12 protein-coding genes are annotated in these 12,549 nt (G+C 64.7%); 6 read left to right on the top strand and 6 right to left on the bottom strand.

Annotated elements, in window-relative coordinates:
* Window positions 1-22: 22 nt before the first annotated feature.
* A complete protein-coding gene (locus ACVT6V_RS09450) occupies window positions 23-481 on the top strand; it encodes a hypothetical protein (protein ID WP_489899550.1) in 459 nt (152 codons plus the stop codon).
* Window positions 482-1,193: 712 nt separating this feature from the next.
* Here the strand turns inward: ACVT6V_RS09450 and ACVT6V_RS09455 are convergent.
* Genes ACVT6V_RS09455 through ACVT6V_RS09475 form a run of 5 tightly spaced genes read right to left on the bottom strand, consistent with a single transcriptional unit; the run spans window position 1,194 to window position 5,996 of the window.
* The gene (locus tag ACVT6V_RS09455; RefSeq protein ID WP_489899551.1) at window positions 1,194-1,901 is read right to left on the bottom strand and encodes an SDR family oxidoreductase; all 708 of its coding nucleotides are present in this window, start codon (window positions 1,899-1,901) and stop codon (window positions 1,194-1,196) included.
* Between the two features lie 16 nt (window positions 1,902-1,917).
* The gene (locus tag ACVT6V_RS09460) at window positions 1,918-2,895 is read right to left on the bottom strand and encodes an NADPH:quinone oxidoreductase family protein (RefSeq protein ID WP_489900763.1); all 978 of its coding nucleotides are present in this window, start codon (window positions 2,893-2,895) and stop codon (window positions 1,918-1,920) included.
* Between the two features lie 4 nt (window positions 2,896-2,899).
* Window positions 2,900-3,682, bottom strand: coding sequence for an enoyl-CoA hydratase/isomerase family protein (locus tag ACVT6V_RS09465; protein ID WP_489899552.1), 783 nt, complete (start codon window positions 3,680-3,682; stop codon window positions 2,900-2,902).
* A complete protein-coding gene (locus ACVT6V_RS09470; RefSeq protein ID WP_489899553.1) occupies window positions 3,679-4,698 on the bottom strand; it encodes a phosphotransferase family protein in 1,020 nt (339 codons plus the stop codon). Before ACVT6V_RS09470 ends, ACVT6V_RS09465 begins: the two co-directional genes overlap by 4 nt.
* Window positions 4,695-5,996 (bottom strand): acyl-CoA dehydrogenase family protein, encoded by a 1,302-nt coding sequence (locus ACVT6V_RS09475; protein WP_489899554.1) that lies wholly within the window; start codon window positions 5,994-5,996, stop codon window positions 4,695-4,697. The genes ACVT6V_RS09470 and ACVT6V_RS09475 overlap by 4 nt, the downstream gene beginning before the upstream one ends.
* An 86-nt stretch (window positions 5,997-6,082) precedes the next feature.
* On the opposite strand from ACVT6V_RS09475, the gene ACVT6V_RS09480 reads away from it, so the two are divergent.
* Together ACVT6V_RS09480 and ACVT6V_RS09485 are read left to right on the top strand one after the other, a co-directional pair.
* The gene (locus ACVT6V_RS09480) at window positions 6,083-6,538 is read left to right on the top strand and encodes a VOC family protein (RefSeq protein ID WP_489899555.1); all 456 of its coding nucleotides are present in this window, start codon (window positions 6,083-6,085) and stop codon (window positions 6,536-6,538) included.
* Entirely contained in the window at window positions 6,522-7,187 is a 666-nt protein-coding gene (locus tag ACVT6V_RS09485) for a TetR/AcrR family transcriptional regulator (RefSeq protein ID WP_489899556.1), read from the top strand. Before ACVT6V_RS09480 ends, ACVT6V_RS09485 begins: the two co-directional genes overlap by 17 nt.
* A 329-nt stretch (window positions 7,188-7,516) precedes the next feature.
* On the opposite strand, the gene ACVT6V_RS09490 is transcribed toward ACVT6V_RS09485, so the two are convergent.
* Window positions 7,517-8,110 carry a TetR/AcrR family transcriptional regulator gene (locus ACVT6V_RS09490; protein WP_489899557.1) on the bottom strand — a complete coding sequence of 198 codons (594 nt, stop codon included), beginning with the start codon at window positions 8,108-8,110 and terminating at the stop codon, window positions 7,517-7,519.
* Between the two features lie 283 nt (window positions 8,111-8,393).
* Here ACVT6V_RS09490 and ACVT6V_RS09495 point away from each other — a divergent pair, with 283 nt between their 5' ends.
* Genes ACVT6V_RS09495 through ACVT6V_RS09505 form a run of 3 tightly spaced genes read left to right on the top strand, consistent with a single transcriptional unit; the run spans window position 8,394 to window position 12,514 of the window.
* Entirely contained in the window at window positions 8,394-9,935 is a 1,542-nt protein-coding gene (locus ACVT6V_RS09495) for an acyl-CoA synthetase (protein ID WP_489900764.1), read from the top strand.
* Window positions 9,936-9,971: 36 nt separating this feature from the next.
* Window positions 9,972-11,426: an aldehyde dehydrogenase family protein gene (locus tag ACVT6V_RS09500; protein WP_489899558.1), complete on the top strand. Its 1,455-nt coding sequence runs from the start codon at window positions 9,972-9,974 to the stop codon at window positions 11,424-11,426.
* Between the two features lie 20 nt (window positions 11,427-11,446).
* Window positions 11,447-12,514 (top strand): NAD(P)H-dependent amine dehydrogenase family protein, encoded by a 1,068-nt coding sequence (locus tag ACVT6V_RS09505; protein WP_489899559.1) that lies wholly within the window; start codon window positions 11,447-11,449, stop codon window positions 12,512-12,514.
* The last annotated feature ends 35 nt before the right edge of the window (window positions 12,515-12,549 follow it).

Below are 12,549 nucleotides of genomic sequence, written 5' to 3' on the forward strand. Positions count from 1 at the left end.
GATCGAATACGCGGGTGGCTGGTTGTTCGACCAGTCGATGGCAGGCTGGGATGTGTCGGTCCACGTCGCCGAGGACGGCGAGACCCGACCGCTGGAGATCCTCGGTGCCAGTCTTTTCGACCTGCGCAGCTCACTGGTCTCGCGAGAATCGCTCGACCAGCGCAAGATCGGTCCGTGGCCGCAGGCGGTGGCCATCTCGCCGAAAGTCCTTGCCTCCGAGGAGCGTCTACGGTCGGCGACCATGACATCGATCGACCAGGGCCTCGTCGATGTGAAGCTGTGGGGCGACGAGATGCCGACAGAGCTCGACGGACGCTGTCTGACGATCTCGCATCGGCTCAGTGTCGCCGCACAGGCCTTCAAGCGGCAGGCATTTGCGGCAGCCCATGTCGATCCGGCATCGGTGTCGAGCGTCGAGTTCTTCCGGACCACAACGAATCAGGCGTCGGCACCACCGCGCGATCTGATGCCCGCCGGCTAGCAAGCAGAGCCCCGCTGGTCGAGTGGCCAAGTCGCTGGTCGAGTGGCCCTACCCGCTGGTCGAGTGGCAGCAAACGGAGTGAGTCGCGTATCGAGACCTGATGTGATGGTGGTGATCTCGATACGGTGCCTCGCCTGGCGGCTCGGCGCCTACTCGATCAGCGGTGGGCGGTCGAGTGGCCAAGTCGCTGGTCGAGTAGCCCAACCCTCTGGTCGAGTAACCCTACCCGCTCGTCGTCTACTCGATCAGCGGTTGGTGGTCGAGTTGCCCCGCTCGCTGGTCGAGTAGCAGCGAACGGAGTGAGTCGCGTATCGAGACCCGATGTGATGGTGGTGATCTCGATACGGTGCCTCGCCTGGCGGCTCGGCGCCTACTCGATCAGCGGTGGGTGGTCGAGTGGCAGCGACCCGCTGGTCGAGTAACCCTACCCGCTGGTCGAGTGGCAGCGAACGGAGTGAGTCGCGTATCGAGACCCGAAGTGATGGTGGTGATCTCGATACGTCTCCGCGCTGCCGCTCGTCGTCTACTCGATCAGCGGTGGGTGGTCGAGTGGCCCGACCCGCTGGTCGAGTGGCAGCGAACGGAGTGAGTCGCGTATCGAGACCCGATGTGGAGGTGGTGATCTCGATACGTCTCCGCGCTGCCGCTCGTCGTCTACTCGATCAGCGGAGGGGCGCCATGGCCGGGAACGCAGCGGACGCCGTTGGATCGATCAGGGTAAGGCCGCCGCGACGTAAGGAGTGGGTACCTGACCCGGCTGAACGACGAGCTCGGTCCCTGATCGCTCGCCGAGGAGAAGGCCTTCGACGGCCTCGGCAACCTGATCGGCCGTCAGCATCGGAATTCCGGCGGCGTTGAACCCATCTCGGCCGGCTGCGGTCAACGGTGTGTCAACGAGGCCAGGGCACACGGCGTTGAGGCTGATCCCCTCACGTGCCAGCGTGCCGGACATTGCGCGGACGAGACCGATGACCGCGTGCTTGGTCATGGTGTACACGATGTCTTGCTCGACACCTCGCAACGCTGCCAGCGAGGCCGTGATGACGATGGAGCCGTGGCCTTGGCGACGCATCACCGGCAACGCAGCTCGTAGTCCCCACACCGCGGCGTGCTGATTGACTCCGACGACCGTGTGATAACGGATGGGATCGAGCGTCGCCAGGTCTTTGTCCACGCAATTCATCCCGGCGTTCAGCACGAGCATGTCCAGGTGGTCGCCGGCCGCGGTGACGGCTGCCTCGGACGTCGCGGGGTCGGCGAGGTCGCCGACCACCGCGATTCCGCCGACGGCGGTGGCCACTTCCTCGACAAGCGGGTTGCGGTCGACGACGACGCAGCGCGTGCCGGTCGCCGACAATCGATATGCGGTGGCGGCACCGATGCCGCCCGCAGCACCGGTGATGACAGCAGTCGTGTTCATGCGGTCTCCTCGCTGGTCATGTCGCGCTCTCGGCGCGGAGGAGGATCTTCCCGACGGCCCGCCCGTCGGCGACCGTGCGCAGGGCCGACGCGGTCTCGTCGAGGGAGAACTCCGCGCCCACGTGGGGTACGACCCGACCGGAGGTGAGAAGTTCTCGCAGCTCTTCGTCGTTGCGGGCGAACTCGTCCGCCGCGATGTCGCCGAATTGGAACCCGACGATCTGAATCCCCTTGACCAGAACCAGGTTGAGTGGGATTCGCGGAATCTCGCCCGATGCGAAGCCGATCGTCACGAATCGGCCACGGCGACGCAACGAGCGCAGGGCTGGTTCCGACAGAGGGCCACCGACCGGATCGATCACTGCGGCCGCACCCTGGGGGAGTAGATCCTTCAGGGCGGCACGCACATCAGTCTCTCGGTGATTGATCAGCCCCGTCGCTCCGTGCTGCTTCGCTGCGTCGAGCTTTTCCTGCGACGAAGCCACGGCAATCACTTCAGCACCGCGAGCATGACCCAGGCCCACGGCCGCGAGGCCCACGCCACCGCCGGCGCCGAGAACCACGATCGGATCGCCCGCTTTGATCCGGGCAACGGACCGTAGTGAGTGGTAGGCGGTGCGGTATGCGACGCCGGCCGCGGCCGCCAGGCGGGTGTCGATGCCCTCCGGAACATGGCTGAGTGAACGCGTCTCGGTCACCACCTCCTCAGCGAAGGCGCCGAACAGCCCTGTCCCCATCGCCCGGTCACCGACTGCGAACCCGGTATCTTTGCTCCCGACTTCGGTCACGACGCCCGCGAACTCGCTTCCGGGCACGAACGGCGTCGGGACCTTGATCTGATAGTCATTGGCGACGACGAGCACATCGGGGAAGTTGACCGCGGCGTACTCGACCCGGACCCGCACCTGACCGGCCTCGACAGTGGCTGAAGGGATCTCGGTGACTGTCACATTCTCCGGAGGACCGTGGCGCTCGCACACCGCCGCTCGGAGCATCACGTCAGTGGCCTTTCCACTGAGGCTCCCGCTTCTCCATGAACGCGGTCGCCCCCTCGATCGCGTCCTTGCTGGTGAACACCACGGAGTGCCAATGCGACAGCCGCCCGGTGACCTTCGTCGGGTCGGTCACGGCCAGCCGCACCAACTCCTTGCAGGCGGCCAGACTCAACGGTGCAGATGCGCCCACGCGGCGCGCGTAATCGAGGGCAGTTGCCATGAGGTCGTCGGCGTCGACCACCGCATTCACCAGTCCGAGGTCATAGCCCCTTTGGGCACTGATGAATTCGCCGGTCATGGTCATCTCCAACGCGGCGCTGAGCGGGATTCGAGTCCCGATATTTGTGCCGCCGCCGCCGGGGAACAGTCCACGCTTGGCCTCCGGAAGCCCGAATCGCGCGTCCCGGCACGCGATGATGAGGTCGCATCCGAGGAGGAGTTCGAGACCTCCGCCGATGGCGGCACCGTTGACCGCGGCGATGACCGGAATTGATGTCTCGCCCCGGGCGAGGCGGTGATAGCCCTCGGTGCCTGGGTCTGCGCCGCCCCCGATGTCGCTGCCCTCGGAGAACGCCCGCAGATCCATGCCCGCACAGAATGCCCGATCTCCGCTGGCCGTCAGGACGATGGCCCGGGTGCCCGGGTCGCTCTCGGCAGCGATCAAGGCATCACCGATGGATCGGATCAGGCTGCCGGTCAGAGCATTCCGCGCGTCGGGGCGGTTGAGGGTGAGTACCACGATGTCGCCGTGGCGCTCGCTGATGAGCTCGTCTGTGGCGGTGGTCATGAGCGGTACTCCGTCGACTCGGCGAGTTCGGCGGCCGACCGCATCAGGTCGGGCACGATGGAACCGAAGGCCTGAAGCTTGTGATCATCCCCGGCCCGCTGGTATCCACGTTCGAGGACGATCGCCAGCTTCCACTTCGCCAGCACGAGGTAGTAGTCGAGGTCGTCGACCTGCCGTCCCGACACCTCCGCGTAGTGCTGCACCATCTGGGTGCGAGATGGCATGCCGCGCAGGTCGACATAGCTCACTGTCGACGCGGATTCGGACATGGTGTCCTCGGGCCAGCTCTGCACCATCCACGCGAGATCGAGTTTCGGGTCGCCGACGGTGCCCATCTCCCAGTCCACGATGGCGGCCATGCGTGCCGGCGCATCTTCCCGGAACATCACGTTGGCGAACTGATAGTCGCCGTGCATAAGGCCGGGAATGTAATCGATCGGACGGTTCTCCTGCAGCCAGCGCGTGGCGACGTCCATACCGTCGAGTTCGCGGCCCTTGATGCGGTCGAAGAAGGAGGTCCACCGCCCCACCTGGCGTTCGTGGAATCCGTCCGGACGCCCCAGGTCGTCGAGTCCTTTTGCGCGCCAATCCACCTTGGAGAGCAGTGCGATGCCCTCGGCGAGCTGATAGCCGAGGCCGGCACGCAGCGACAGGTCGCTGGTGAACGGTTCCTTCCACTTTTTGTGATCCATCGGGGACCAGCCGTCGACGAAGCCCATCAGGTAGAAGGCCCGGCCGAGCACGGAGGTGTCGTCACACGCCGCGATCGCGGTGGTGTGCGGTACGTCGGTTCCGTAGAGCGCCTCGATGATGCGCCACTCGCGGAGGATGCCCTTGTCCCGGTCGGCCGGCGCCGCGGCCGGTGGGATGCGGATGACACAGCGTTCCTCGGCGCGGCGGATCTCGTAGATCTCGTTCTGCGTTCCACCGGAGAGGAATCGTGCCTCGATGGGCTCGCCCTTGCCGGGCAGTCCCGTGCCGTCCATCCAATCGGCAAGGCGTTCGATGTCGATCATTGGTTACCTACTTCGTGTTCGAGGAACTCGGCGTACTTCTCGCGTGCGTCGGCTTCCAGTTTCGGAATCCATTGGGTGGGCCACATGTCGTCCGTCGGGGAGTGGTCGCGGAGGACCTGCTTCGCGACGGTCATCTTGTGCACCTCGGTCGGTCCGTCGGCCAACCCCATGACCCCGGCGCCGTGGATCATCGTGAGGAACGGCATCTCATTGGTGACGCCGAGCGCTCCGTGGACTTGCATGGCGCGCCAGGCGATGTCGTGCAAGACCGTCGGCATGACCACCTTGGCGGCGGCGATGTCCTTACGAACCTTCTTGTAGTCCTGGTACTTGTCGATCTCCCAGGCGGTGTAGAGCACGAACAGCCGGAATTGTTTGAGTTGCGCGTACGAATCGGCGATGTAGCCCTGGACGAACTGCTTGTCCGCGAGCTTGCTTCCCGCCGTCACGCGGCTCAATGCTCGTTCGCACATCATGTCCAGAGCCTTCTGGGCAAGTCCGATCGTCCGCATCGCGTGGTGGATGCGGCCCCCACCCAGCCGTGTCTGGGCGATTGCGAATGCCTGCCCCTCGCCACCGAGCAACGCTTCCGCGGGTACCCGTACGTCGTTGTAGCGGATCAGTGCGTGTGAGCCGCCGTTCATCGGCTCGCCGTAGAGGCCGACGTTGCGGACGATCTCGATCCCGGGTGTGTCGGTCGGCACCAGGAACATCGACATGCCCTTGTACGCGCTGACGTCTGGGTTGGTCACCACCATCACGATCAGGAACGACGCCGTCGCCGCATTCGAGGAGAAGTACTTCCACCCGTTGATGATCCAGTCGTCGCCATCCTGGACAGCCCGCGTCTCGAACATCGTCGGATCTGCGCCCGCCTGCGGTTCGGTCATCGAGTACGACGAGAACATCTCACCGTCGAGCAGTGGACGTAGATATCGCTCCTTCTGCGCGTCGGTGCCGAAGTGCGCGATGATCTCCGCATTGCCGGTGTCGGGTGCCTGGCAGCCGAACACGATCGGTGCCCACGACGAGCGGCCCAGAATCTCGTTGAGCAGCGCGAGCTTCAGCTGACCGTGGCCTTGCCCCCCGAGCTCGGGGCCGAGGTGGGTGGCCCACAGGCCACGCTTGCGCACTTCGTCCTTCAGCGGGTCGATTGCCTTGCGTCGTGCACCGTCCAACGGGACGAACTGTTCGTGTGGCCAGATCCGGTCGAGCGGCTCGACCTCGTTGCGAACGAACTCTGCGGCCCAGTCCAGTTGCTCCTGATACTCCGGGTCGGTTTCGAAATCCCATGCCATTTGCAACTCCTCTCCTCGAATGAGAATATAGTTCTCATGACACAGAATGCAATTCTGGATCGTCGAAACCGTATTCGGAGGCCGATATGAACGGCGAGGATCTCTTCCACCTGGGAATCGTCAGCGCCGACACCGCGGCCACGCGCGAGACGATGGCCGGGCTGTTCGGGTATTCGTGGGGGCCGACGATCGATTCTGATCTGAGCGTCGGCACGCCGTCTGGCGACCTCTCGGTGTCGATGTCGTGTGCCTTCACGATCGAGACGCCACGCATCGAGGTCATCCGAGAGGTGCCGGGCACACTGTGGTCAGCAGGGTCGGGAGTTCATCATCTCGGATACTGGTCGGACGATGTGGATGCCGACCTCGCGGCGGCCGAGGCGGCCGGATTCGTGTGCGAGGCGACGCGCGCCGGACCCGGCGGCACCACGTTCTTCGCGTTCTGCCGCAACCCCGATGGGGTGCTCATCGAACTCGTGACGCGTGCGGCGGCGGCGGGTATGGCGCAGTGCTGGGCAGGTCCGGATGTCGTCCGATCGTGATCCACCGGCGGTGGCCGTCGCCGCGGCTGCGGTCGAAGGTTCAGGGGTCGCACGGCGTTTCGCATCGCGGGCCGTGGCGAACCGCGAGGCCGCCTACGCGGCGGAGGTGGGGCGCCTCATCGACGCCGGTCGCGAGGTGATGGCGACGGCCGGCCAGTCCGGCAGGCCACGCGTGGCCGACATCGTTACGGCGGCGGGTCTCTCCAACGACGCGTTCTATCGCCATTTCCGGTCCAAGGACGAACTCGTCGCGGCGATCCTCGAAGACGGCGCCGATCGACTGCACGACTACCTGGCCCATCAGATGAGCAAGGAGACGAACCCGCGCGATCGGGTGGTGCGATGGGTGCGCGGTGTTCTCGCACAGGCTGATGCCGAATCGGCGCGGACGACCCATGCGGTGCTCTGGAACGCGGGCACCGCGAACGGCGGAATCATGACATCGCCACCGTCGGTGGGTGCCCGGCTCGCCGAGCTGCTTCATGAACCATTCACCGAATTAGGAAGTGCTGAGCCACTTCTCGAAGCACAGCTGGCCGCACACGCGACCCTCGGTATGCTGACCGATCACCTGTGGCGACAGGCGCAGCCTGCGTCTGACGATGCAGAGCGGATCGTCGATGCCCTGCTGCGGATGGTCGGGAAATAGTAAACGACTGCCAATCGTCGCGTGCCCTTCGTGACGCACGCTCACTTCGTTCGCGGGCTCCTCAGGGGGCGGGGGTTGCGAACGCTCACTTCGTTCGCGGGCTCCTCAGGGGGCGGGGGTTGCGCACGCTCACGTCGTTCGCGGGCTCCTCTGGGGGCGGGGGTTGCGAGTAGTCTTACCGGTCCCTGAGGAACCCCGGAGCGTTAGCGGAGGGGTGTCACGAAGGGTCGGCCCTTCGCGACGCACGCTCACGTCGTTCGCGGGCTCCTCGGGGGTTGCGTACGCTCGCGTCGTTCGCGGGCTCCTCAGGGGGCGGGGGTTGCGAACGCTCACGTCGTTCGCGGCTCCATCGACAGGCGCGTGAGGAGACGCTCGATGTAGGCCTCGACGTCGGCGTGACCGCGCGTCATGTCGACGCCCTCCTCGTTGGCCATCAGTCGGGCCAGGCTGCTGAGCGCCATGGCCATCACGACAGGTGGATGGTCGTCGAGATCGATGCCGTGTGCGCGGAGGACCATGGTGACCACGGCGCTCTCCATGTCGCGGATACGCTCCGCGAGGGCCTTCAACTCGGCACCGATCACCTTGCGGTGATTGGCAAGTGCCATGAGTTCGGTGCTGAGTCGTCCCGCTTGACGATCACTGTTGAGTGTCCACAGTGTCCGAAGGGGATCGCTGTCGGAGAGTGTGCGACGTTGCCGCTCGAGGATGGCCTCGGCTTCTCGCCGGATCAGTGCGACGAACAGGTCATCCATCGTGGGGAAGTAGTAGTAGACGAGCGCCTGCTTCACGCCTGCCCTGGCAGCGATCTTCCGCGACGTCGCAGCGGCATACCCCTCGCTCAACATGATCGCGGCCGTAGCGTCGAGGAGACGGGATCGCGTTGCCGAGTCCGGGTCTCCTCTGCCGGATGACTGTGCCATTCCCGGACCCTAACATTCCTGATCGATCGATCAGGGTTCGCATGTTGGTTACTGCTGTCTGTTGAGGTGAGCGGTGAGAGTGCGAGGTCGTCGAGGAAGCATCTGCGCTGGTCAGCAATGAGAGTCGCGGTTACCGGGCGCGCGGCTGACGGATGATCGAGGTGCGGCGCGAATGCGGAATCAGATCGGGAAACCCTTGTCGATCGAATTAAAGAATGTCATTCTGATGCAGTAAGAAGTCAGTTCTTCTCGCGAAGGGGGTGTCGACGTGGTCACCGCGCCGATGACGCTCGCCCATCACGCGCACAGGACGCCGGCGAAGCCCGCGATCGTCATGGGTTCCGGGCGTGAGACGGTGACGTTCGCCGAACTCGATCTCCGATCACGCCAACTCGCCCGCGCGTTGCGGGACAGGGGGGTTCGGGTCGGTGACGTGGTGGCGATTCTCATGGAGAACAACCGCGCTTACCTGGAGGCGACCTGGGCAGCACAGCGCAGCGGGTTGTATTACACGGCGATCAATCGACATCTGACCTCTGCCGAGGTCCAGTACATCCTGGATGACAGTGGAGCCGTCGCATTGGTGGCGAGCGAGCAGATGTCAGATGTACTCGCCGGTTTGGACCTGAGTCGGATCGGTATTCGGATCTCGGTGACCGGTGACGTCGATGGCTTCGATTCGTACGAGAGCATCCTGCGAGAGACCTCATCCGGCCCACTGCCGGATGAGTGTGAGGGCCGCGAGATGCTCTACTCCTCAGGCACCACCGGCCGCCCGAAAGGGGTTCGCAAGCCGCTGCCGGGAACGTCTCTCGGCGATCCGTCCGCACCAACCGTGCAGATCGCCGCCGGGCTGGCGATGACCGGTGACACCGACGAAGCGGTCTATCTCTGTCCGGCTCCGCTGTATCACGGCGCGCCGCTGGTGTTCTCGATGTCATGGCAGCGGCTGGGCGCGACTGTGGTGGTCATGGAGCGTTTCGATGCCACCCAATGCCTCGAGCTCATCGCAACACATCGGGTCACCTCCGGGCAGTTCGTACCGACGATGTTCACCCGGCTCTTGCGGTTGTCGTCAGAGGAACGCGAGCGTCACGACCTGTCGAGCCTCACAAGTGTCGTCCACTCCGCCGCACCGTGTCCGATCGAGGTGAAGCAAGCCATGATCGACTGGTGGGGGCCGATTGTGAGCGAGTATTACTCGGGCACCGAAGACATCGGAACCACGTTCATCGCCTCGCAGGATTGGCTGACACATCGCGGGTCCGTAGGGCGGCCGATGGAGAAGTGTCACATCGTTGGGCCGGACGGTGAGGAACTGCCGCCGGGCGAGACCGGTCAGGTGTACTTCGAGGGCGGTCGCCCGTTCGAGTACCACAACGATCCCGGCAAGACCGCGGCGGCAGCAAATGGCAGGGGATGGCGCACGATCGGCGACATCGGCAGGCTCGATGAGGACGGTTACCTCTACCTGACCGATCGAGCCGCCCACATGATCATCTCCGGTGGGGTCAACATCTATCCGCAGGAAGCCGAGAACGTCCTTGCGACACACCCTGCCGTCGCCGACGTGGCAGTCATCGGAGTGCCGGACCCTGAGATGGGCGAGGCGGTCCGCGCGGTCGTGCAAGCCGTCGACCCCGCGTGCGCCGGTGATGAGTTGGCAGCCGAACTCATGGCCTTCGTCCGATCTGGGATCGCCGGCTACAAATGCCCTCGCGCCATCGATTTCGTCGATGCGTTACCCCGAGATCCCAACGGCAAGCTCTACAAGCGCATAGTGCGTCAACAGTATTGGGCCGATCACGAATCGCTCGTGGTCTGACGCCTGAGGACACCCGACACAAGTGAGGTAAGCAGGATGGTTGTACAGACGATCGTGGACGATCTCCAGAAGCGTCCGGGCTACGGCGACGTGATCCCGGTCATCGACCCGGTGAGCGAGGAACAGATCGCGGAGTTCACCGATGGTGGGGTGAAAGCTGTCGACGAGGCCGTGGCGAGGGCCCGGGAGGCATTCGAATCGGGCGTGTGGGCCGGTAAGCCCGGCAGTGAACGAGCGAAGATTCTCTGGCGCGTCGGCGATCTGATCGACGAGCGCGCCGCGGACCTTGCCGAACTCGACTCGTTCAACACCGGGATGCCGGTCGACCAGGCGCAAGCGATCATGGGCACCGCCGCGGAGATGTTCCGGTATTACGCCGGGTGGTGCACGAAGATCAGTGGTATCGCGCACGACATCCAGATGACGGGCGGCGTGGCCCAGCTGTTCTCCAACGCCCATGGCTATACCCTGCGGGAGCCCTACGGTGTTGTCGGACTGATCTTCCCGTGGAACGGGCCCGTCTTCAACTGGGCCACCAAGCTGGCACCCGCCCTCGCGGCGGGGTGTAGCTGCGTGGTCAAACCGGCCGAGGAGACCCCTCTGTCGGCGGTCCTGTTACACAAGATCCTCGACGAGGCGGGCATTCCGGAGGGGGTCGCCAATCTCGTTCAGGGATACGGCCACACGGCAGGCAAGGCCCTCACCGAGCACCCGGACGTCGACAAGATCGCGTTCACCGGCTCCACCGACGTCGGAAAACAGATCGTTGCCGCCGCGGCCGGGAACCTCAAGCGGGTGACCCTCGAACTGGGTGGCAAGTCCCCGGTGCTGATCTACGACGACGCCGACCTCGACACCGCGATCCTCATGGCGTCGATGGGCATCTTCATCCATTCCGGGCAAGGCTGCATCTGCGGGTCGCGGATCTTCGTCCAGCGCGGGGTCTATGAGCAGGTCGTGGAGGGAATCGCCGGTGTGGCGAACGGCCTGCAACTCGGCGGGCCCAAGGAGGAGAACGTCCACATTGGCCCGTTGATCAGCGAGAAGCAGCTCAAACGCGTGATGGGTTTCATCGACGAGGGCAAGAAGGACGGCGTCGAGGTGGTGACCGGCGGGCATCGTCTGGACCGGCGCGGCTACTTCGTGCATCCCACAGTCGTGACCGATGTCGACCCCGCGATGCGGCTTTTCCAACGCGAGATCTTCGGTCCGGTGGTCGCGGTGCTTCCGTTCGATGATGACGACGAAGTGATCGCGATGGCGAACAACTCCGATTACGGCCTGGCCGCCACCGCATGGACCAATGATGTGAGCCGTGCCCACACTCTGGCAAAACGCCTGCAGGCCGGCACAGTCACCCTGAACTGCCAGATGGTCTACGACCACGCCATGCCGTTCGGTGGCTACAAGCAGTCCGGTTGGGGCCACGAGTTCGGCCGCGAAGGAATCGAGACATACCTGCAGACCAAGACCGTCTACACCAAGATCTGACCGGGGACAGGACATCTCACATGGCTGACAATCACGTCTACCGTGTCGTGCAGTGGACCACCGGCAACGTGGGCAGGAGCTCGGTCGCGGCGATCGCAGCGAACCCCGACTACGAACTCGTCGGGTGCTACGCCTGGTCGAGTGGCAAGGTCGGACGCGATGTCGGCGAACTCGCGGGCGTCGGAGCGCTCGGGGTGACGGCGACCGACAATGTCGCCGATCTTCTTGCGCTCAAACCCGATGTCGTGGTCTACAACCCGATGTGGATCGACGTCGACGAACTCGTCCGCATCCTCGAGTCCGGTATCAGTGTCGTTGCCACAGCCTCCTTCATCACCGGCCACAACCAGGGGGACGGGCGCGCGCGTATCGCCGACGCCTGCCTGCGTGGAGGGTCGAGCATGTTCGGTTCCGGTATCAGTCCCGGATTCGTCAATCAGCTGTCGATCGTCGCGGCCGGCATCTGCGACCGCGTCGACCGCATCACCGTCAACGAGGCCGCCGACACCACCTTCTACGACTCCCCGGAGACCGAGAAACCCGTCGGCTTCGGCCAACCTATCGATCATCCCGACCTGCAGGCGATGACGGCGCAGGGGACCGGGGTGTTCGGAGAGGCGGTGCGCATGGTGGCCGACGCGCTCGGGGTCGAGCTCGACGAGGTGCGTTGCGACGCCGAATATGCCCAGACCACCGAAGATCTGGACCTCGGGTCGTGGACGATCCCGGCGGGTTGTGTGGCAGGCGTCCACGCCAGTTGGAAGGGCATCGTCTCCGGGAAGACCGTTGCGGAGATCAACGTGCTGTGGCGCAAAGGCCAGACCCTGCAGCCGGATTGGCAGATCGACCAGGATGGTTGGGTCATCGAGGTCGCCGGGCGGCCGACCGTCACGATGAAGGTCGGTTTTCTGCCGCCGCCGGACTTCGAGGCGACGACCATGGAGGAGTTCATGGTTCTCGGGCACATCATGACCGCCACGCCACCGTTGAACGCGATCCCTGCGGTGGTGGCGGCACCGCCCGGGATCGTCACCTACACCGATCTACCGATGATCCTCCCGCGCGGCGTCGTGTCGGTGCCGGCGTAGGGATCCTGATAACCAACGAATGCTCCAACACACAG

It is taken from the genome of Gordonia sp. LMA167, from assembly GCF_058130025.1.